The sequence below is a fragment of the Synechococcus sp. CBW1002 genome, from assembly GCF_015840915.1.
Lineage (GTDB): Bacteria > Cyanobacteriota > Cyanobacteriia > PCC-6307 > Cyanobiaceae > CBW1002.
The window spans coordinates 2,425,203-2,445,580 of record NZ_CP060398.1; the positions used below are offsets into that span (position 1 = coordinate 2,425,203).

The 20,378-nt window shown below is 68.7% G+C and carries 22 protein-coding genes and 1 tRNA gene; 14 read left to right on the plus strand and 9 right to left on the minus strand.

Annotated elements, in window-relative coordinates:
* Positions 1-3: 3 nt before the first annotated feature.
* Genes H8F24_RS11825 through psbP form a run of 4 tightly spaced genes read right to left on the minus strand, consistent with a single transcriptional unit; the run spans position 4 to position 3,225 of the window.
* Positions 4-204, minus strand: coding sequence for a hypothetical protein (locus H8F24_RS11825; RefSeq protein ID WP_197154036.1), 201 nt, complete (start codon positions 202-204; stop codon positions 4-6).
* Complete coding sequence (locus H8F24_RS11830; RefSeq protein WP_197169749.1) at positions 201-1,559, minus strand: NHLP bacteriocin system secretion protein; 1,359 nt, start codon at positions 1,557-1,559, stop codon at positions 201-203. The genes H8F24_RS11825 and H8F24_RS11830 overlap by 4 nt, the downstream gene beginning before the upstream one ends.
* Before the next feature lie 32 nt (positions 1,560-1,591).
* The gene (locus tag H8F24_RS11835; protein ID WP_197169750.1) at positions 1,592-2,659 is read right to left on the minus strand and encodes an FAD-dependent oxidoreductase; all 1,068 of its coding nucleotides are present in this window, start codon (positions 2,657-2,659) and stop codon (positions 1,592-1,594) included.
* Between the two features lie 2 nt (positions 2,660-2,661).
* Positions 2,662-3,225: a photosystem II reaction center PsbP gene (gene psbP, locus H8F24_RS11840; protein ID WP_197172263.1), complete on the minus strand. Its 564-nt coding sequence runs from the start codon at positions 3,223-3,225 to the stop codon at positions 2,662-2,664.
* A 141-nt stretch (positions 3,226-3,366) separates the two neighbouring features.
* Between psbP and recR the strand changes: the two genes are divergently transcribed.
* The 3 genes from recR (at position 3,367) to H8F24_RS11855 (ending at position 6,442) form a co-directional block, all read left to right on the plus strand.
* Positions 3,367-3,936, plus strand: a complete 570-nt coding sequence (recR, locus tag H8F24_RS11845) for a recombination mediator RecR (RefSeq protein WP_231598284.1) — start codon at positions 3,367-3,369, stop codon at positions 3,934-3,936.
* Positions 3,937-4,077: 141 nt separating this feature from the next.
* On the plus strand, positions 4,078-4,989 hold the full coding sequence (lipA, locus tag H8F24_RS11850) for a lipoyl synthase (protein ID WP_197169751.1): 912 nt from the start codon (positions 4,078-4,080) through the stop codon (positions 4,987-4,989).
* A 22-nt stretch (positions 4,990-5,011) separates the two neighbouring features.
* On the plus strand, positions 5,012-6,442 hold the full coding sequence (locus H8F24_RS11855; protein WP_197169752.1) for a sensor histidine kinase KdpD: 1,431 nt from the start codon (positions 5,012-5,014) through the stop codon (positions 6,440-6,442).
* On the opposite strand, the gene H8F24_RS11860 is transcribed toward H8F24_RS11855, so the two are convergent.
* Positions 6,388-7,083 carry a response regulator transcription factor gene (locus H8F24_RS11860; RefSeq protein WP_197169753.1) on the minus strand — a complete coding sequence of 232 codons (696 nt, stop codon included), beginning with the start codon at positions 7,081-7,083 and terminating at the stop codon, positions 6,388-6,390. The two genes, H8F24_RS11855 and H8F24_RS11860, sit on opposite strands and share 55 nt — an antisense overlap.
* A 206-nt stretch (positions 7,084-7,289) precedes the next feature.
* Here H8F24_RS11860 and H8F24_RS11865 point away from each other — a divergent pair, with 206 nt between their 5' ends.
* Together H8F24_RS11865 and H8F24_RS11870 are read left to right on the plus strand one after the other, a co-directional pair.
* Positions 7,290-8,111: an ABC transporter permease gene (locus H8F24_RS11865; protein ID WP_197172269.1), complete on the plus strand. Its 822-nt coding sequence runs from the start codon at positions 7,290-7,292 to the stop codon at positions 8,109-8,111.
* Between the two features lie 87 nt (positions 8,112-8,198).
* Positions 8,199-8,426, plus strand: a complete 228-nt coding sequence (locus H8F24_RS11870; RefSeq protein WP_197154042.1) for a hypothetical protein — start codon at positions 8,199-8,201, stop codon at positions 8,424-8,426.
* A gap of 37 nt (positions 8,427-8,463) precedes the next feature.
* Here the strand turns inward: H8F24_RS11870 and trmH are convergent, their stop codons facing one another.
* Complete coding sequence (trmH, locus tag H8F24_RS11875; protein WP_197169754.1) at positions 8,464-9,153, minus strand: tRNA (guanosine(18)-2'-O)-methyltransferase TrmH; 690 nt, start codon at positions 9,151-9,153, stop codon at positions 8,464-8,466.
* Positions 9,154-9,208: 55 nt separating this feature from the next.
* Between trmH and H8F24_RS11880 the strand changes: the two genes are divergently transcribed.
* On the plus strand, positions 9,209-9,544 hold the full coding sequence (locus H8F24_RS11880; protein WP_197172271.1) for an MGMT family protein: 336 nt from the start codon (positions 9,209-9,211) through the stop codon (positions 9,542-9,544).
* Entirely contained in the window at positions 9,537-10,931 is a 1,395-nt protein-coding gene (locus H8F24_RS11885; protein WP_231597783.1) for a 16S rRNA (cytosine(967)-C(5))-methyltransferase, read from the plus strand. Before H8F24_RS11880 ends, H8F24_RS11885 begins: the two co-directional genes overlap by 8 nt.
* Before the next feature lie 40 nt (positions 10,932-10,971).
* Here H8F24_RS11885 and H8F24_RS11890 read toward each other — a convergent pair whose 3' ends face one another.
* The 3 genes from H8F24_RS11890 to H8F24_RS11900 form a co-directional block, all read right to left on the minus strand.
* Complete coding sequence (locus tag H8F24_RS11890) at positions 10,972-13,122, minus strand: transglycosylase domain-containing protein (RefSeq protein WP_231597784.1); 2,151 nt, start codon at positions 13,120-13,122, stop codon at positions 10,972-10,974.
* A gap of 22 nt (positions 13,123-13,144) precedes the next feature.
* Positions 13,145-14,077 (minus strand): chlorophyll synthase ChlG, encoded by a 933-nt coding sequence (gene chlG, locus H8F24_RS11895; RefSeq protein WP_231598285.1) that lies wholly within the window; start codon positions 14,075-14,077, stop codon positions 13,145-13,147.
* Between the two features lie 136 nt (positions 14,078-14,213).
* A complete protein-coding gene (locus tag H8F24_RS11900; protein WP_197154047.1) occupies positions 14,214-14,426 on the minus strand; it encodes a DUF2862 domain-containing protein in 213 nt (70 codons plus the stop codon).
* Between the two features lie 90 nt (positions 14,427-14,516).
* On the opposite strand from H8F24_RS11900, the gene hisF reads away from it, so the two are divergent.
* From hisF to H8F24_RS11935, 7 genes are all read left to right on the plus strand, one after another.
* Positions 14,517-15,323 carry an imidazole glycerol phosphate synthase subunit HisF gene (gene hisF, locus H8F24_RS11905; RefSeq protein ID WP_197154048.1) on the plus strand — a complete coding sequence of 269 codons (807 nt, stop codon included), beginning with the start codon at positions 14,517-14,519 and terminating at the stop codon, positions 15,321-15,323.
* 52 nt (positions 15,324-15,375) lie between these two features.
* On the plus strand, positions 15,376-15,687 hold the full coding sequence (locus H8F24_RS11910; RefSeq protein ID WP_231597785.1) for a hypothetical protein: 312 nt from the start codon (positions 15,376-15,378) through the stop codon (positions 15,685-15,687).
* Between the two features lie 8 nt (positions 15,688-15,695).
* Positions 15,696-16,394 carry a bifunctional demethylmenaquinone methyltransferase/2-methoxy-6-polyprenyl-1,4-benzoquinol methylase UbiE gene (gene ubiE, locus H8F24_RS11915; protein WP_197169757.1) on the plus strand — a complete coding sequence of 233 codons (699 nt, stop codon included), beginning with the start codon at positions 15,696-15,698 and terminating at the stop codon, positions 16,392-16,394.
* A gap of 447 nt (positions 16,395-16,841) precedes the next feature.
* The gene (gene glyQ, locus H8F24_RS11920) at positions 16,842-17,777 is read left to right on the plus strand and encodes a glycine--tRNA ligase subunit alpha (protein WP_197169758.1); all 936 of its coding nucleotides are present in this window, start codon (positions 16,842-16,844) and stop codon (positions 17,775-17,777) included.
* Between the two features lie 10 nt (positions 17,778-17,787).
* Positions 17,788-17,979, plus strand: a complete 192-nt coding sequence (locus H8F24_RS11925) for a hypothetical protein (RefSeq protein ID WP_231597786.1) — start codon at positions 17,788-17,790, stop codon at positions 17,977-17,979.
* A gap of 51 nt (positions 17,980-18,030) precedes the next feature.
* The gene (locus H8F24_RS11930; protein ID WP_197169759.1) at positions 18,031-20,079 is read left to right on the plus strand and encodes a ComEC/Rec2 family competence protein; all 2,049 of its coding nucleotides are present in this window, start codon (positions 18,031-18,033) and stop codon (positions 20,077-20,079) included.
* A gap of 93 nt (positions 20,080-20,172) precedes the next feature.
* Positions 20,173-20,257: transfer RNA gene (locus H8F24_RS11935), tRNA-Ser, on the plus strand.
* Positions 20,258-20,378 lie beyond the last annotated feature (121 nt).

Consider the following 20,378-nt stretch of genomic DNA (forward strand, 5'->3'; position numbering starts at 1 on the left):
GGCTCAGTCCCGACCCGATCGGGATGACCACCAGCGCTCGATCCGGTACCCCAGGATCACCAGCAGCACCACCAGCCAGAACCAGAGTTCCGGCGGGTTGGCGTTGAAGAGCACCACCAGCAGCACCACCTCGCTGGTCAGCCAGGGCAGTTCCTGCTGGAGCAGCCCGTTGCGCAGAAGAGGGCGGCGGGGGGAGGGAGTCATGGCAGGGTGTCGGGCTGGCGCAGGAAGGGCAGGTTCCAGCGCCGGTCCATCCCCTGGCTGCGGTAGCCACCGGTGATCGAGCGCAGGCCGGGGATCAGGTAGCTGATCGGTGATCGCCACTCCACGTAGGCGTGGCTGGCAATGGTGAGTCCGTCTCGCACCGGAAACACGCCACTGCCGCGCGAGAGGGTCCAGCGGTAGCCGTCGAGGCTGGTGGCATCGCGCTCCAGGGTGATCTCGGCCCGCATCACGGGTCCTTTGCTGACCAGCTCCTGGGCCAGCTGGGGGTTGCCGATCGTGGTGGAGATGTCCTCCTCGGTGGCGGGCAGGGTGAGCACCTGGCTGACTTTGCCCACGATCCCGCCGAAGCGACCGCGCTGGTTCCAGAGGGGCACCACCTCCACCGGCAGTCCTGGAGGGAGCCGCCGGGCATCGGCCGGTGCGAAGAAGGCCACGGCCCGCAGGGGGGCCTCGTGGGCGGTGGGGGCGGCGGCTCGCCCCAGGGTGCCCAGCCGCTGGCCGGTGCTCACGGTCTGGCCCTCGATCACCTGCAGATCCAGCAGCCTGCCGTCGCGCTGGGCCACCACCTTGCCGTCGAAGGCGATGCGGGCCTCGGTGACCCGCACCTGGCGCTTCAGATCGTCGATCTGGTAGCGACGCTGCAGTGCCTGGGTGTCGATCGTGAGCTTCACCTGCTCATAGCTGGTGAGCACCTCCTTCTCCTGGGTGCGGGTGGCATCGAGATTGACGCTGGTGGTGGTGAAGCCCTGTTCGGCACCCACCACCTCACTCGAGAGCGGCGCCACCACCTGCCGCTGGCTGAGCCAGCGCAGGTTGCGCAGCTTGTCGGCATAGGTGGCCTGCAGGGCCTCGAAGCGATCGCGGTCGTCGGCGAGCTTGGCCAGGGCCGTGTCGACACTGAGCCGCTCGGTGGCCAGCCGCAGCCGGTCCCGTTGATCGAGTTCACGGTTCTGCAGCTCGAGCTGGGCCAGGTTGCCCTTCTGCTGCTGCAGTTCCTTCTCCAGCACCGGCAGGTAGAGCTCCATCAGCACCTGGCCCCGGCTCACCCGATCCCCCACCTGCACGAAGACCTGCCGCACCTGGCCGCCAGAGCGGGCATTGAGCAGGCCGGCGTTGTTCGGATAGACGAGCACCCCCTGCCCCGTCACCTCGGTGGGCACCGGCCAGAACAGGGCCCAGCACCCCAGCGCGCCAGCCACGGCCGCCAGGCACACCCCCACCTGGTCGTGATCGCTCAGGCCCGCCCAGCGGTGGGGCAGCGAGCGCGCCCCCCGGCCGGCGGACGGCTCGGGGCCCGGCGGGGGCGCACCGGAGTCGGGGCTGGTGATCGTCATGGCGGCCAGCTTGCTGGATCCGGGCAGCTCTGTCAGCCGGGCTTCGGCCTGGAGGCTGCCAGGGCCATGGCCTGGGCCAGCCGCGGCGCCAGCACCGGCACCTGGGCGAAGGCACCGCTGAACCCGGTGAAGGCCCAGAGTCCCGGTGCCGCATCGATCGGGCCCGCCAGGGGGATTCCGCCGGCGCAGAAGGTCACCGGCACCTGCCGGTACGGCCCGGCGAGGCTCCCCAGACTCTTCTCCAGCTGGCTGAGGCCCTGGCGCAGGCGCTCCTCCATCCAGGCCGGATCGGGCGGCTCCGCCTGGCGTGCCGGCGGGCGAACCAGGCTGATCTGCCCCACCAGCACCCCCTTCCCCCAGGGCGCCAGCCCGGCATCGACGATCCAGGCCTCCTGCTGCAACGTCGCCGCCTGCTGCTCCAGGCTCCGGCGGCGCCAGTGCCGCGGCTGCACCAGCCGCCCGCGCCGTCCTTGCTCCAACCAACGACTGCCGGCAGGGGGGCGGCCAGCGGGCATCGCCTCGAGGGCCAGCACCCCGGCCCAGCTGAGCCGGAGCCGCTGGCCCAGCGCCGGCCAGAGCGCCAGGCAGCCCGCACCGGCGGCCAGCACCACCTGATCAGCCTCCAGATCCGCCTGGGCTTGCAACCGCAACCGCCACCCTCCAGACACCCGCTCCAGAGGACCGAGCACCCGATCCGCCAGCACGGTGATGCCGGCTCGCGGCAGCATCCGGGCCAGGGCCTGGCGGAACGCCACCGCATCCACCCGGGCGAAGGGTGGGCGCCACAACCCTTCCAGCACGCTGCCGCCATGCAGGCGCAGGCCGCAGGGATGCCAGCCGATCGGACCATGACGATGCTCCAGGGCACGCCAGGCCTGCGGCGCCTGGCGGATCAGGGCCCCCAGCGCACCCGGAGCCCCGGCCCACCAGGCGACGCCGCCGTAGCTGAGGGCAGTGGCACGGGAAAAGCCCTCATCCACGAGGGTCACCGCCAGGCCCGCATCGGCCAGGGCTAGGGCGAGCAAGCCGCCGGCAATGCCGCCGCCCACCACCAGCACCGGACGCTGACCCGGATCCTCTGGTTGTGGCACCGCCGACATGGTCAGATCTGAAGGGTGAAGGAGGTGATCACCTGCTGGAACAGGCCCTTCACCCGCGGCCAGCGCACCTCGTTGGTGCTGGCCGCAAAGGTGTAGAGGCGGCCGCGGTCGATCACCACCGTCGCCAGTTCGTGGCGGTCCCGGTCCTGCAGGTGCACGGCGTACTCCAGGTCGTAGAAGGTGCGGCCGCCCACCTGTCGCTCATCGGCCTGCACCAGATCCGCCTCGCGGCCACTGCCCGCTGGAGCAATCACGGTGCGGCGCAGGGTCTCGCCCACCGCCACGGCACTGCCGAGCGCTTCGAGGTCGTTGGTGGGGTTCACCTCACCGATCACCAGGCTGAGGGTCTCGTCGCTGTTGATCAGGTCATGGAACACCACCTGCGGGCCGCCACTGACCTGCACCCGGGTCCAGCCGGTGGGATAGAGGAAGGCATAGCGACCATCCGGGCTCTGGAAGGAGTTGAGCCCCGCTGCCGCGGCGCTGCAGCCCACCAGCACCACCCCCAGCAGCAGGGCGGTCAGGGCCGGCCGCAGGCGGGACCAGCTGAAGGCGAGGAAGGGCATGACACGGGCGCGGCGGATCGCGCTCCATTCTCCAACCGCCCCAGGCACCCAGAGCCGCCGGGCCACAGCCCGGGGCGACGGGCCTAGATTCCGGCCACCTGCAGCGGATCCCTGAGCGGCTTCACCCGCCCCCTGGCCCGGCTGATTGATCAGTTCGAACGCCTGCCCGGGATCGGCCCCCGCACCGCCCAGCGCCTGGCCCTGCACCTGCTGCGCCAGCCTGAGGAGCAGATCCGCGCCTTCGCCGATGCCCTGCTGGCCGCCCGCAGCCAGGTGGGCAGTTGCCGGCGCTGCTTCCACCTCTCCGCCGATCCCGAATGCGAGATCTGCCTGCAGGAGGAACGCCACAACGGCCTGATCTGCGTGGTGGCGGATTCGCGCGATCTGCTGGCCATGGAACGCACCCGCGAATACCGCGGCACTTATCACGTGCTCGGCGGCCTGATCTCCCCGATGGATGGCATCGGCCCGGAGGCCCTGCGCATCCAGCCGTTGGTGGAACGGGTCGATCGCGAAAGCATCAGCGAGGTGATCCTGGCGCTCACCCCCAGCGTCGAGGGCGATACCACCAGCCTCTATCTGGCGCGCCTGCTGCGGCCGTTCACCAGCGTGACCCGTATCGCCTATGGACTGCCCGTGGGCAGCGAGCTGGAGTACGCCGATGAGGTGACCCTGGCCCGGGCCCTGGAGGGGCGCAGGCCGATGGGCTGAGTGCATCCACCGCCGCTCAGCCCGCCGCCCAGGGCCATCCCCCCTCCAATCGGCTCATTGCCTGACAGCCCACTGCCTGAGAGCCCACTCCCCGCCCTCTCCCTGCCATCCAGGCCACTGCCCTAACCATCTGCCGCCGCCATGAGCTCACCCACCAGCCGCTATGCCGCGATCCCCCCCCGGGAACGGCTGCCGAGCTGGCTGCGGCGCCCCGTGGGTTCAGCCAGCAACCTGGAGGCGGTGCAGGCGGTGGTGAAGCAGCAGCGTCTGCACACCATCTGCGAGGAGGGGCGATGCCCCAACCGGGGCGAGTGCTACGCCGCCGGCACCGCCACCTTCCTGCTGGGCGGACCCATCTGCACCCGCAGCTGTGCCTTCTGCCAGGTGGACAAGGGCCAGGCGCCGGCCCCCTTCGACCCCGGGGAAGCCGAGCGGGTGGCGGAGGCCGTGCACAGCCTGGGCCTGCGCTACGTGGTGCTCACCGCCGTCGCCCGCGACGACAGGCCCGACCACGGCGCCAGCCTGTTCACCGCCACCATGGCGGCGATCCGGCGCCGTGACACCACAGTTGGCATCGAGGTGCTCACCCCTGACTTCTGGGGCGGCCACCCTGATCCGGCAGCCGGTGAAGCCGCCCAGAGGCAGCGCCTGGCCACCGTGCTGGCCGCCCGACCCGCCTGTTTCAACCACAACCTCGAGACCGTCGAGCGGCTGCAGGGCGAGGTGCGGCGTGGCGCCACCTACAGCCGCTCCCTGGCTCTGCTGGCGGCGGCGCGGCAACTGGCTCCCGCCATTCCCACCAAATCCGGGCTGATGCTCGGACTGGGCGAGAGCATGGACGAAGTGATCGCAGCGCTGCACGATCTACGCCGGGCCGACTGCCAGCGACTCACCCTGGGCCAGTACCTGCGCCCCTCCCTGGCCCACATCCCCGTGGCCCGCTACTGGAGCCCGGCCGCCTTCGAGGAGCTCGGCGCCATCGCCCGCAGCCTCGGCTTCGCGCAGGTGCGCAGCGGGCCACTGGTGCGCAGCAGTTATCACGCCGCACAATGACCCCGACCTCCGCCACGACGTGATGCGTGCGCAGCCATCCCTGCGGCTGTGGCTGCAATCCACCACCCTGCTGGCGGTGCTGGCCGGTTATTGCCTGCTGCTGGCGCTGAACCACACCCTCACCTCCCTGCAGCGCCGCCAGAGCCATGCTCAGCTGATTGAGCACCTGAGCAGCAAGTTGCTGGAGCGCGTCTCCAGCACGGCCCAGCTGGAGCAGCTGATCCACTCCATGCTGGAGCTACCGGGTCTGACGGTGCGCCTGCTGCCGGCCGGCGGCACCTCCAGCGCGCCATTGCTGCTGCATGGCGAGCGCCAGGTGCTGCTGGTGAGCCGCACCCGAATCGGCCCGATCGCCGGAGATCGCCCCCTGCTGGAGCTGCGACAGGACGTGACGGACTCGGTGGAACGGGAACGGCTTTCGCAGCTGTTGCTGATTGCGGCCGCCGGACTGTCGTCCCTGTTCACCGGCGCCCTGCTGCGACCGGTGCTGCGCCGCGGCCTTGTCGAACCCCTGGCCCAGCTCAGCCGGGAGGTGGCGGCAATTCCCACCCCGCCCCAGCAGGCCGAACTGCTCGATGTGGAGGCGGAGCCGCAGGAACTCCGCCCGATTGCCAGCTCCTTCAATGCCCTGCAGGAGCGTCTGGCCGCAACATGGCTGCAGCAGCGCTCCTTCGTGGATGGTGTCGCCCATGAGCTGCGCACCCCGATCACCCTGATCTCGGGCCACGCCCAGAGCCTGCGGCGCCAGCTGGCCGGTGCCGACCCCGCCGCCGCCCAACCCACCGCGTTGAATGCCCCGGAATCCTTCAGCACCTCCCTGGAGGTGATCTGCACGGAGGCCCGCCGCATGGGCCTGCTGGTGAGCGACCTGCTCGATCTGGCTCGCCTGGACGCTGGCCGGCTGCAACTGCAGCTCCAGCCCCTTTCCGTGGAAGACATGTTGCTGGAAGCGTTTGGACGGCTGGAGCAGCAGGCCGGCGGTCGCCTGCAGCTCGCTTCCCCCGAAGCCATGACCCTTCCTGAGGCAAACGGCGATCCGGAGCGATTGCAGCAGTGCCTGGCAGCCCTGATCGACAACGCACTGCGATACAGCAGCGGATTGATCACCCTGCGGGCCGACTATGAAGCTGGCCCGCCCAGAGGCCTGCTGGTGCTGCACGTGCTGGATCAGGGACCGGGAGTGACGCCGCAGGAGCAGGACACGATCTTCGAGCGGTTCTTCAGGGGCTCAGCCTCTGTGGATACCCGCGGCAGCGGCCTGGGTCTCTCGGTGGTGCGGCTGCTGATGGAGGCGATGGGCGGAGCCGTCACCGTGCGGTCAGCTCCATGCGGCGGCGCTGACTTCCGCCTGGAGCTGCCATCCGCACGGTCTGCCGCCAGCCGCCCAGGACCGGACCCTCAGGTGCGGACCGGACCCTCCTTGAGCATGAAGCCGACGCCGCGCACGGTCTGAATCAGGGTGGGGCGGCCCACCGGCTCGAGCTTCTTGCGCAGATAGCGCACATACACATCCAGCAGGTTGTCGTCACCCACCCAGTTCGCGCCCCACAGGGTGTCGAGGATGAGGCGCCGCTCCTGCACCTCGTTGGGGTGACGGATCAGGTGATGGAGCAGATCAAACTCGCGGGCCGTGAGCTGAACCTGTTTCTCCCCTCGTCTCACCTCCCGGCTGGCGGGATGCACCGCCAGATCGGCCAGCCGTAACCAGCCATCGTCCGGTTCATCCAGGCCGGTGCGACGCAGCCTGGCACGGATGCGGGCCAGCAACTCCTCGATCGAGAAGGGCTTGGTGAGATAGTCGTCGGCTCCGGAATCGAGGGCCTCGACCCGTTCGCGTACATCGTCGCGGGCCGTGAGCATCAACACCGGCGTGGTGATGGCGCTGCGGCGCATCCGCCGGCACACTTCAACGCCGCTGAAATCGGGCAGGCTCCAGTCGAGAAGCACCAGATCGAAAGGCTCTCTGCGGATCTGTCCCAGGGCCTGCTGGCCGGTGGCCGCCTCATCGCAGATGTAGCCATCCGCCAGCAGTTCGGCCACCAGGAAATGACGCAGTTCCGGGTCGTCGTCGACAATCAGCAGGCGCGGGGGCATGGGGCAACCGGAGCGGCAGAACCAGGCCTGCACGGCAATCGAAGCCAGCCTAAGTGCCTTCTGTTCAGTCATCTCTGCCGGCCCCGTTGCCTGCAGCGACCGGTTCCAGGCGATGACCGGTTGAATGGAGCGAGTTTCCCGGATGCGCCCGCGCGTCCGCCGCGGCCGTGATCCATCGCTGGCAGCCCCGAACCCTCTCCGGCCGGATGGCCCGCTGGGGTGTGGGGATCGTGCTCGCCTACGCCTTGGTGGCCCTGCTCACCCCGCTGGCCATCCATCTGGGCGTTCTGGCCGATCCCAACGCCGGCCTCGACAACCCCATCTATGCCGCCCCCTCCTGGGGGCACTGGTGCGGCACCGACCGCCTCGGCCGGGATGTCTGTGTGCGCACCCTGGCCGGCAGCGGTGTGGCCCTGCAGGTGGTGCTGATCGCCCTGCTGCTGGCTCTGGTGGTGGGGGTGCCTCTTGGGATGATCAGCGGCTACCTGGGGGGATGGGTGGACCGGCTGCTGGTGCTGCTGATGGACACGATGTACACCCTGCCGGTGCTGCTGCTCTCAGTGGTGCTGGCCTTTCTGCTCGGCCGCGGCCTGCCCAATGCCGCCGCGGCGCTCTGTGTGGTGTACGTGCCCCAGTACTTCCGCGTGGTGCGCAATCAGAGCGCCCAGGTGAAGGCGGAGCTGTTCGTGGAGGCGGCCCGATCCCTCGGCGCCGGACCGATCTGGATCCTGCGGCGCTACCTGCTGCGCAATGTGATCACCTCGGTGCCGGTGCTGCTCACCCTCAATGCCGCTGATGCGGTGCTGGTGCTGGGCGGCCTGGGCTTCCTCGGCCTGGGCCTGCCGGAAACCATTCCGGAGTGGGGCAGTGATCTGCAGCAGGCCCTCACGGCCTTACCCACCGGGATCTGGTGGACGGCCCTCTATCCCGGCCTGGCCATGTTCGTGCTGGTGCTGGGCCTCTCGTTCCTGGGGGAGGGCCTGGAGAGCTGGTTGAGCGGCAACGACACCGGGCGCAACGCCCTCTGAAACAGCCCCACTGCAGGGCCTGTTCATCCCTTGTGCAGCCGCGCGACGACCTCGCCATAGTGGAATCCTCAAGAAGATGGTGCGGCCATGCCCTGGTGGCTGGATGTGGTGCTGCTGTTGTCCGGCGTGGTGCTCTGGAGCGAAGGCAGTCGTCACACCGATGACGTGATCGGCATGCTCGAAAAGATCTTCGCGGTGACCTGCGTGATGGTGGTGCTGCTGGGCGGCCGGCAGATCCCCCTGGAGCTCGCCGCCCTGGCCGTGGCCGTCTGGCTGCCCAGCGCCAACCGCTTCGAGGAAGAGGGACGGGGCTGAGCTCTGCGGCAACCCATGGCAGCGCTGCTGAGAAGCATCAGCACCGCAACCGCACTGTCCGCGGCAGCTCCTCTGCAATCTCGCCGGCCTCCGACAATGCCGGATACGCCCGCCTCTGGCTGCGGCACCAGGCGGCCACCTGGGGATAGGCCCACTCGAACAGCAGCCGCTGGTAGCGCTCCGGCGCCACTCCTTCGCCTGCCGTGGGAACCGTTCCAGCGGCCTGGCGCTGGCGCAGGGCCTCGAACAGCAGGGTGGCCGTGGCCACCGACACGTTGAGCGACTGGACCATGCCACGCATCGGAATGATCACGGCCTGATCGATCTGGGCGGCGGCGGCGGTACTGAGGCCCCACTTCTCGGCGCCCAGCACGAACGCCGTGGGGCCGGTGAAATCACAGCGGCGGTAGTCGACGGCCTCCACACCAAGGTGGGTGCCATAGAGACGGAAGCCCCGCTGCTTGAGGCGGTGGATCGCCACGTTCACGTCTGTCTCCAGCTGCAGCGGCACCCATTTCTGGCTGCCCTGGGCGGTGCTGTTGAAGGTGGGCAGGCGACCCTGCAGGCAGACGGCGTGGGCCTCCAACACGCCCACCGCATCACAGCTGCGCAGGATCGCCGAGAGGTTGTGGGGCTTCTCCACCTGCTCGAGCAGCACCGTGAGATCACCCATGCGGCAATCGAGCACGGCCTTGAGGCGCTCGAAACGGCGGGGTAGCAGGGGCATGAAGGCGGGTGCCACAGCACGGCAGGCTGGGAGCATCCTCTACCGCGGGCCGCCGATGGCGGAAGCGACCTTCGATCAACGGGTCTGGTACGCCGTGGCCCAGATTCCGGCTGGGCGGCTGGCCACCTACGGCCAGATCGCCGAGCTGATCGGCGCCTACGGCTGTGCTCGTCAGGTGGGCTGGGCACTGCGTCGCCTGCCGCTGCCCACCCCCGTCCCCTGGCATCGGGTGGTGAACGCCCAGGGGCGCATCAGCATGAGCCCCAGCCGCGAAGGTTCGGACTGGATGCAACGGCAACTGCTGCTGGCCGAGGGGATCGCCGTGGATGCCGAGGGGCGGCTGCCGCTGCGGCGCTATCTCTGGAAGGCTCCGCAACCGCCGCTTGGCTGATCCCCGCACCGACGTCGCCGCCGCCGGCCGCCCAGCAGCGGATCCCGGCATTGGCCTGGCACCGCGCCAGGTGGCCTGGCAGGTGCTGCAGGCCGTGGCGGCCGGGGCCTACGCCGATGTGGCGCTGGAACGGGAACTGGCACGCCGCCCCCTGCAAGGCTCCGACCGGGGCCTGGCAACCGAGCTCTCCTATGGAGCGATCCGGCAGCGGCGGCTGCTGGATGCCTGGATCGACCGGCTCGGCCGCGTTCCGGCCCTCCGGCAGCCGCCGAAATTGCGCTGGCTGCTGCACCTGGGCCTCTACCAGCTGCTGTTCAGCCAGAGAATTCCAGCTTCGGCGACGGTGAGCACCACGGTGGAACTGGCCAAGCGGGCCCAGCTGGGTCGCCTGGCCCCCGTTGTGAACGGGATGTTGCGCGCCCTGCTGCGCAGCCGTTCCAGGGAAGCCCAGGAGCCGCAGCCCCCTGTGCCCTGGAGCGGCCTCAGCCTGCCGGCCGATCCAGCTCAGGCCTGGGGCGTGCGCCATTCCCTGCCGGACTGGCTGGCTGAGCTGATCCCCTCATGGCTGACGCCGGAGGCCGCCGAAGCGTTCGGCCAGGCCTGCAACACCCCTCCCCATCTCGACATCCGGGTCAATCCCCTGCGCTCCAGCCCCGAGGCTCTGCGCGAGCGTCTGGCTGCAGCGGCCGTCACGGCCCAGCCCCTTGCGGGATTCCCCGAAGCCCTCTGCTTGGGGGGACATCCCGGCGACCTGCGCCAGCTGCCCGGCTACACTGAGGGGTGGTGGTGCGTGCAGGACCGCCAGGCCCAGCAGGTGGTGCCGCTGCTCGCCCCCCTGCCGGGCGAGCGCATCCTTGATGCCTGTGCCGCCCCCGGGGGCAAGAGCATCCAGATTGCCGAGCGCCAGAACGACACGGGCGAGATCTGGGCCGTGGACCGCTCCGAAGGCCGGCTGCAGCGACTGGTGCACAGCGCCCAGCGGCTGGGTCTCGGCTCGATCCACACCCTGGCCGCCGATGCACTCAGCCTGGCAGCGGCCCGACCCGACTGGATCGGCAGCTTTGACCGGCTCCTGGTCGACGCCCCCTGTTCGGGCCTGGGCACCCTGGCGCGCCATGCCGATGCGCGCTGGCGGATGTCTCCAGCCGCCATCGACGAGCTGGTGGAGTTGCAGCGGCAGTTGCTTGAGGCGCTGCTGCCGCTGCTCAAGCCCGGCGGACGGCTGGTCTACGCCACCTGCACGGTTCATCCAAGCGAAAACAGCGAGCAGATCGCCTCCCTGAGCCAACGGCACCCCGAGCTGGTGCTGATCGAGCAGTGGCAACGCTGGCCTTCGGCCATGGGAGGCGATGGCTTCTACGCCGCAGCATTGACCACTGCAGCCTGATTGAAGCTGTTGCGTTGCGATGTCCTGCCCATGGTGAAAGTCAGGGTTGGGGCGGCGGCTCCACTGGTGGCGGTGGTGGTGGCGGTGGCGGAGCAACCGGTGGCGGGGCGATTGGCTGTTGACGCACGTCGTCGAGAATCCGATTCAGAGAGGGCTGGGATCCACCATCAGGCTCCGACGGTTGGCGAACAGAGCCTGGCGGACGATCGGGAGCTGGACGCGAGGGGGGGGGATCAGGAGAGGCCTGGCGTGACGGCGCTGCAGGACGCGGGGCAGGATCTTGGCGGGAGTCGGCCGAATCGGCGCGCGGCAATGCCGGATCGGGGGCCTCCTGCGCGGCAGATCCTGGCCGCCCCTTTGCCGGCCCCTTGGCGGGAGCCGGCTTGGTGGGCTTGTAACGACCGGTGAGCACCGGCTTGGGCGGGAACTGCCGCACCGGCAGCCCCTTCACCACCGGCTTCATGAAGTGGTTCCAGGCGTAGGTGGCCACCACACTGGTGTTGCGGGTCTCGCGGCTGTTGTCATACCCCAGCCACACACCGGTGGTGAGCTGGGGGATCGAGCCGATGAACCAGAGATCCCGTCCTCCCTCCGAGGTGCCGGTCTTGCCGGCAACCGGTCGATCCGCCAGGGCGGCGCCCCCACCGGTACCGGAGCGGACCGCCTGCTGCAGCATCCAGGTCATCGCGTCGGCGATGTCGCTGTCGACGGCGCGATGACCCCGATCACCATCGTGGCGGCGGCTCCAGAGCAATTCCCCATCGGGGCCATAGATCTCCTCGAAGGGGGTGGGACTCACATACACCCCACGGTTATTGATTGCGGCGTAGGCGGCAGTCATGTCGAGCACCGTCTGTTCGTAGGCCCCGATCGCCATCGGGTAGAAGCGTCCCAACTCGCGGGTGATGCCGAGGCTCTTGGCCGTGGCGATCACTTTGTCGAAACCCAGCTGCTGCAGCAGTCCCACCGCCACGATATTGAGCGAGTTCTGGAGGGCCACCACCATCGGCACCCGGCCCATGTAGCGATTGCCGAAGTTCTTTGGGCAGTAACCGGCAAAGCAACGGGCTTTGTCGAGCACCAGAGTCTCCGGCCGCATGCCCTCCTGAAGAGCGCTGAGATAAACGAACAGCTTGAAGGTGGAACCGGGTGAGCGCAGCGCCTGAACAGCGCGGTTGAACTGGCTGGATTCGAAATCGTTCCCCCCCACCATGGCTCGCACCAGGCCGGTGCCCGGCTCCATCGCCACCAGAGCCCCTTCCATGGCGCCGGTGGCGTAGGTGTCGATCGTCTTCTGGGCCTGGTCATTCCAGGCCAGGTTGAGGCCGGTCCGAATCGTCAGCCCACCCACCTCAAGTTGCTCGGGGGTGAGCACCTTGGTGAGCTCCTGAGACACCCAGCTGGTGAAATACGGCGCCTTGCTGACCCAGTACTTGGGCTCGGCGGGCTTGAGGGCCAGCGGTGCACCCTGAGCCTCCGCCTCCTGAGCCGCATCCAGGAAACCAGCTTCCCGCATCCGGCGCAGCACAATGGCGCGCCGCTGCAGGGCCAGGTCGGGATTCACCAGCGGTGAATAGACCGAGGGTGCCGGCGGCAACCCAGCGATCAGGGCCGCCTCCGGCAGGGTGAGCTGATCGGGAGTCTTGGAGAAGTAAATCCAGGCCGCATCGGCGACGCCATAGGCGCTGGAACCGAGATAGACGAAGTTGAGGTATTGCTCAAGGATCTGCTGCTTGGTCAGTTGGCGCTCGAGCTTGCCGGCCAGAGCAGCTTCCTTGAGCTTGCGCAGCAGGGTGCGGTCCTGACTGAGAAAGACGGTGCGGGCCAGCTGCTGGGTGATGGTGCTGGCGCCTTCCTCCACCGATCCCCGGCTCAGGTTACGCAGCGCAGCCCGGCCGATCCCAAGTGGATCGATGCCGTTGTGCTGATAAAAGCGACGGTCTTCGGCCGCGATGAAGGCCTGCCGCACCAGCTCGGGCATGCGGCCCCCCACCAACTTCTCCCGGGTGGCCGGACCCAGCTTCTGGATCACCTGTCCATCGGCCGAAAAGATGGTGAACGTCCCTGGACGATTGAAGCTGCTGATGCGGCGCGCATCGGGAAGCTGCCGATCCACCGCGGCGACCAGGGCGGACTGGCCAAGTGCCAGCCCGGAGCCGAGAACAGCGGCCACAAGGCCGGCGCGAAGCAACTGGAAAGTGCGTGGGTTCACATCAGCCGAGGGCGGCGCCGACCAGATCGCTGTGACCGATGGCGAGAGCCGTGACCAACATGCCGAGGACCAGGAAGGGTTGGGCGCTGGCCTGATACTTGACATCGAAAGCGATGGGATCCCGCAACAGCCAGATGTCCTGGAAGGTGATCTGGGGGATCACCAGCAGCACCAGCAACACGGCGGCGAAATGCTGGCCGATGGCGATCAGAACAGCCACCATCGCCAGCTGGAAGATGTCGATCATGCCGGCACTGATCCAGCTGGCCTTCTCAACGCCGAAAACCACCGGCAGGCTCTGCAGACCGAGGGCACGGTCGCCTTCAACGCTTTTGAAGTCGTTGACCACGGCAATACCGAGACCGGCAAGGGAATAGGCGAGGGTGAGCAGGGCCGTGGTCCAGGTGAGCTGCCCGAAAAGAGCCTGGCCAGCCCACCAGGGCAGGGCGATATAGCTGGCTCCGAGGGCGTAGTTGCCCAGCCAGCCGTTCTGCTTCAGCTTCAGGGGCGGTGCCGAGTAGATGAAGCTCACGAACGAGCCCCCCAGGGCCAGGAGCAGCAGCACCGGCGTGGTGTGGCCGGCCCAGAGATCGAGCCCCCAGGCCACGGCGAGTCCAGCCAACAAGAGGATCCAGATCTGGGCCTTCACCTGGCCCAGGGGAATGGCGCCGGAGGGAATCGGCCGATAGGGCTCGTTGATTGCGTCGATCTCGCGGTCGTAGTAGTCGTTGATCGTCTGGGTGTAGCCGGCCAGCAGGGGCCCGCTCATCAGCATGCAGGCGAACGAGGCACCCACCTGCGGCAGGGTCCAGTGAAAGTTGCCGGACGCAGCTGCGCCGCAGAGCACTCCCCAGATCAGGGGAATCCAGGTGACAGGCTTCATCAGCTGCAACCGGATCTTCCAGATGCTGCTGGTGCTGCTGGCGCCCTTCATGCCCAGCAACTGGCGAGCAGCCCCTCCAGCGGCCGGTGCCGGAGACGCGATGTCCGGAGACCCGCTGGGTTGTGGACTCTCGCTCACGGTGGATGCAGGGAGGACGTCGATGAAGACCGAACAGAGATGCCGCTGCTCAGAGCGGCACGATCTCGTCGTCGAAGAACCAGGAGGTGGCACCACCGGCAAGCTCGACCACCACGCCGATGCCCTTGCCGTCTGTCACCTTGAAATCGCGGACGGTACCGGTGGCATCCGCCTTGAGCATGGCCACCAGATCGGCCGGAATACGGTCGCGAACCCGGGTGACCCGCACCTTCGACCCGATGGTGATGGCAGCCTGGGACATGTCCGGCGCGGTGGAAAAGTGGCGCAACCTTAACAGCGCCGCTCCATTCACCTCAGGCCCGACCTCCCCCTCCTCCCCTGCCTGCCACCCGTGGTTGCCAAGCGCATCATTCCCTGCCTGGACGTGGCCGAGGGCCGTGTCGTCAAGGGGGTCAATTTCGTGGGGCTCCGCGATGCCGGCGATCCGGTCGAGCTGGCCTGCCGCTACAGCGCCTCCGGCGCCGATGAACTGGTTTTTCTCGACATCGCCGCCAGCCACCAGGGGCGGGCCACCCTGGTGGACCTGGTGCGCCGCACCGCCGAAGCCGTGACCATTCCGTTCACGGTGGGGGGCGGGATCAGCAGCGTGGACGGCATCACCGAACTGCTGCGGGCCGGTGCCGACAAGATCAGCCTCAACTCGGCGGCGGTGCGCCAGCCGGATCTGGTGGCCGCCGGTGCTGAACGCTTCGGGGCGCAGTGCATTGTGGTGGCGATTGATGCTCGCCGGCGCGCCGGAACCGACGGCGGTTGGGACGTGTACGTCAAGGGGGGGCGGGAGAACACCGGACTCGATGCCGTGAGCTGGGCGCGACGGGTGGTGGAACTCGGCGCCGGCGAGATCCTGCTGACCTCCATGGATGGGGACGGCACCCAGAGCGGCTATGACCTGGAGCTCACCCACGCCGTGGCCTCCGCTGTGGAAGTCCCGGTGATCGCCTCCGGCGGTGCCGGCTGCATCGACCACATCGCCGCGGCGCTGGAGCAGGGCGAGGCCTCGGCGGCCCTGCTGGCCTCCCTGCTGCACGACGGCGTGCTGACGGTGGAGGAGATCAAGCGGGACCTGCTGGACCGGCACTTGCCGATCCGCCCTGTTCAGGAGCCTCCGAACGAGATCAACAGCCGCGAAGCTCTGTAAACCCTCGTTACATTGAGTCGGTGCCGAACCGCACAGTGCGCCTCCCACTCCCTTGACCTCCCTGCTCGCCCTCTCACCTGCCGTTACCACTTTGCTGGCCCTGGTGATGGTGGCCGCGGTGGTGGCGCTGGTGGCCTGGGCCCTGCAGCTGATGCAGGCGGCCAACGACCGTCAGGAATTCTCGCTGATGCTGGCCGGCTGCATGGTCTGCTCGGCCGCCGTGGGCCTGGCCACCGTGATGCTGCTCACCCTCACGGGACCGAGTGGCCTGCAGGCCCAGGGACCAGCCCCTCAGACCCCTGGGATCGAGAGCGGAATCAGCCTCGATGCGATTGTGCTCCCCTGGGACGAGACGACCTCCTGAAAACCTCCGTGATGCCGGGCGATCCCACCGCAGTGCGTGATCTGTTCGAGAGCATTGCCCCCGCCTACGACCGGCTCAACGACGCCTTGAGCCTCGGTCTGCACAGGATCTGGAAGCGACAGGCCGTGGCCTGGCTGCAGCCACAGCCCGGCCAGCGCCTGCTTGACCTGTGCTGCGGCACCGGTGATCTGGCGCTGGTTCTGGCCGAGAAGGTGAGGCCAGGAGGACTTGTGCTTGGTCTTGATGCAGCCGCGGCCCCGTTACGGCTGGCGGAGCAGCGCAGCCAGGCCTCGCCCTGGCTGCGGCTGCGCTGGAGCCAGGGCGACGCCCTGGCAACGGGCCTGGAGGATGGCTGGGCCGACGGCGCCGTGATGGCCTATGGCCTGCGCAACCTGGCCGACCCCGCCGCCGGCCTCAAGGAACTGCGAAGAGTCATGCGATCGGGATGTCGTGCTGCCGTACTGGATTTCAACCGGCCTGAAGACAGGTTCCAGAAGGGTTTTCAGAGGTTGTATCTGCGCCGCCTGGTGGTGCCCCTCGCCCGCCAGGTCGGACTGGAGGAGCAATACGCCTACCTCGAAACGAGTCTGGCCCGCTTCCCCAGCGGCCCGGATCAGGAATATCTGGCGCAGAGCGCCGGGTTTTCCCTGGCGCGGCATCGGACACTTGCAGGCGGGCAGATGGGCCTGCTGCAACTGGTGGCGTGACCGAAGACCAGCCCTTGACGGCTCCCCGATTGAATCTCGATCGTCAACGACAGCAAGGTGAAGGTGGATCGCGGCATCGTGTCTCACGTCGTTCCGATCTCTACCGCCAGGGTTTCCTGCACTGGCTGCTGGGAGGCTGCCGGGGCATGAGCATCGATGTCTGCGCCGAGGGCGATGTCTGCGCTACCTCGGAGTGCAGCATGGCCAGGGCTGGTTGTGGAGCAAGGCCCTGCCACCGGAACAGTTCGAAGACCTCAGCCACCCACGCGAGTCGGTGAACCAGTCGCTGAGCCGCCTGCTCGAGACCTCTCCACCCTGACGCAGCCGCCCCTGGCTGAGGCAGAGCCTCGCGCTGAGGCAATCTCCGTGGTCCCAGCTCCCTGCAGGGGCTCCTGGCCCGATCCAAGGGAGACAATGCCCTCACCGCCCTTGGGCAGATCTCCCCCCATGCACTTCCAGGACATCATCCAGACCCTCAACCGCTTCTGGGCCGAACGGGGCTGCCTGATCCTTCAGCCCTACGACACCGAAAAGGGAGCCGGCACGATGAGTCCCCACACGGTGCTGCGGGCGATCGGCCCCGAGCCCTGGGCTGTGGCCTATCCGGAGCCCTGCCGGCGCCCCACCGATGGCCGCTATGGCGACAACCCCAACCGGGCGCAGCACTATTTCCAGTACCAGGTGCTGATCAAGCCCTCACCGGATGCGATCCAGGAGACCTACCTCGCCTCCCTCGAGGCCCTCGGCATCCGCCCCGCTGATCACGACATCCGCTTCGTGGAAGACAACTGGGAATCGCCAACCCTCGGCGCCTGGGGCGTGGGCTGGGAGGTGTGGCTCGACGGCATGGAGGTGACCCAGTTCACCTATTTCCAGCAGTGCGGCGGCATTGACTGCCGGCCCGTGTCGATCGAGATCACCTACGGCCTCGAACGCCTCGCCATGTATCTGCAGGATGTGGAGAGCATCTGGGAGCTGAGCTGGGATGGGAACCGCAGCTACGGCGACATCTGGCTGCCCTTCGAGAAGGGCCAGTGCACCTACAACTTCGAGGCCTCCAATCCCGAGCGGCTCAAGCAGCTCTTCGCCCTCTACGAAGCCGAAGCCACCGATCTGGTGGCTCAGAAGCTGCCGGCCCCGGCGCTCGACTACGTGCTCAAGTGCAGCCACACCTTCAACCTGCTGGAGGCCCGCGGCGTGATCTCGGTGACCGAGCGCACCGCCACCATCGGCCGGATCCGCACCCTGGCCCGGCAGGTGGCGGAGGCCTGGCTGGAGGAGCGCCGCAGCCTCGGCTTCCCGCTGCTCAGCCCCGACAAGCGGCAGGAGTGGCTGGCGCTGCACCCGCAGGAGCAGCGGGAGGACGCCATGGTGCCCGCCTGAGCAGCGCGCCATGCCGCCCCTGCGCCGTTCGTTGTTGATGGCCGTGCTGATCCTCGGCAGCTTCCAGGTGGGACGCCTCAGTGAACGGGCGGTCTGGCCCTGTCGGCTGCGGCCGGTGGCTGCGATTGTGGCCCCGTTGGTCGGTCAGTCCGTTCCCAGTCCGCAGCTATGCGAGCTGCTGCTGCAGATTCCCCAGTTCTGAATCGCGCTGTGGCGGCCCTGGGGAACGCTGCATCCCAGTGCAGCGCGATCGATGCAAGCCACCCACAACCGGCCCGGCCTGGGGTTGCCGCTGGCCTGCCTCGCCCTGGTCCTGCTGCTCGCCGGTCGATCTGCCCTGGAACCGACCGGGCCTGCCGCAGGGGATCCCTCCCTGCGGCTCTCGGCCACGCAGCCAAGCCTGGAGGTGGAGCTCAGCGGTTGGCTGCTGAGTGATCCCCGTTTCAGCACCGCCAGCGCCACTGAAACCAGCGGCACAGGGAGCAACGGCGGCGCAGGCAACAGTGACGCCAGCAGACCCTGCCGCGTTCCTCTCCAGACGGCCGCAGGCCGCAGCGAACTGCTGTTCAACGCCTGCCCAGCCCTGCAACAGGGCTGGCGCCTGACCGTGTCCGGCCGGCTGCGGCGCCCCTCCAGCGCGCCCCACCCCCTGCTCAGCAGCGCCGCCGAACGCCTGGCCCGCCAGGGCATCTGGTCTCAGTTGCAGGTGGAGCGCTGGCAAGTGCTCAGCCGGCCGGCCACGCCGATCGCTGACCTGCGCCGCCGGATCGCGCGGCAACTCACTGCGGTCGGCGGCCCGGAGCGGGGCGGCCTGCTGGCGGCCCTGGTGCTGGGCAGCGCCGTGGTGCCGCTGCCCGCTGATCTGCGCGAAGCCTTTCGGGTGGCCGGGCTCTCCCACGCCCTGGCTGCCTCGGGCTTTCACCTCAGTGTGCTGCTGGGAGCTGTCCTGCCCCTGGCACGCCGCCTGCCAAGGCTGCCCAGGTTGACCCTGGCCGCTGGCGCCCTGGCCCTGTTCCTGCTGCTGGCGGGCCCGCAGCCTTCGGTGGTGCGGGCCGTTCTGATGGGAGGCGGCGCCCTGCTGCTGCTGGAGAGCGGCCGCCGCGGCCGGCCGGTGGCGATCCTGCTGTGCACGGTGGTGGCGATGCTGCTGCTGCGACCTGGCTGGCTCGCGGATGTGGGGTTTCAGCTGAGCGTGGGCGCCACCGCCGGTCTGATCCTCACCGCAGGTCCACTGGAAAGCTGGCTGAAGGGCTGCCTTGGCGCTGCTCTGCCGGAAGGCTGGGGAACGGGACGGGCCGCCACCTGGCTGGCCGGAGCCCTGGCGATCCCCCTGGCCGCCACCGCCTGGACCCTGCCCCTGCAGGTGCTCCACTTCGGTGTGGTGCCGCTCTACGCCGTGCCGGCGAATCTGCTGGCGGCACCCCTGCTCTCGCCGCTCACCCTCGGCGCGATGGCCCTCGCCCTGGTGGCGGTGCTGCTGCCTGCGGTGCTGCCGGTGCTGGTCCAACCGTTGCTGCTGCTGGCTCAGCTGCTGCTGCTGATCTGTCAGCAGATCTCCCGGCTGCCGATGGCGCAGTGGCAGACCGGCCGTCCGCAGCCGGTTCTGGTGCTGTTGCTCGCCCTCGGCAGCCTGGCCCTGCTGTTGCCGCAACTGGCGCGGCGCTGGCGCCAGCTGGGAGCTGCGCTGATCACCATCGCCGTGACTCTGCATCTGGCCTGGTTGGCGGCCGATCGGATGCTGCTGGTGCACCAGGGGCCGCGCGACCTGCTGGTGGCCCGCCATGGAGGCAGGGCGGCCCTGGTGAGCAGCCGCAGCGATGGGTTGAGCTGTCATCAGGCCCGCAGCCTCGCCACCGGCCTGGGAATCCGGCGCTACGACTGGCTGCTGCTGCTCGATCCCGTGGCCAGCGACGGGCCGACCTGCTGGCAGGACCTGGCCCAGCTGGTCCAGAGCACCGGCGAGGCCGGCCCGCCGCTGCTGCCGGGCCAGACCCTCAGCAGTGAGGGGCTGGAGGCCTCCGCCGTCGCGGTGGACAGCCGCGCCCTTCAGCTCCGGGTGGGCCGGCAGCGCTGGTTGCTGCTGCCGGATCGCCAGGCCCTGTGGAGCTGGGAGCGAAGCACCCCGGCAAGCTGGCCCGCCAATATCTGGCTCGGCTTCAGGCCCAGCCAGGGCGATCAGCACAGCCTGGCGGACGGCAACATTGAGCGGGTCTGGTGGAGTGGCAACTTCGCCTCCCGCAGGCAAACCCTGCCCCCAGGCTGGAGGGCCAGCGGCCTCAGCGGCTCCCTGCAGACGGGTTGAGGCGGGCTGATCCTTAGAGTGCAGCAGTCATGGCCTGCTGGCCGTGTCGCCCTTGCATCCTCTGGCCTCAGGCTTTCGGGATGGGGTGTGCGTGGAGAGGTGGCTGAGTGGTCGAAAGCGAACGACTCGAAATCGTTTGAAGGGAAACCTTCCGTGGGTTCGAATCCCACCCTCTCCGTTTCCACAAAATCCGAAAGGATCCGCGGATATCCCAAAACTGTTCCAGCGCAGTCGATCTGCCCTTTTGGCTCGTCCGGGTAGATCCGGGGAAAACCGGCTACTGCCGCTGCGGATGACGG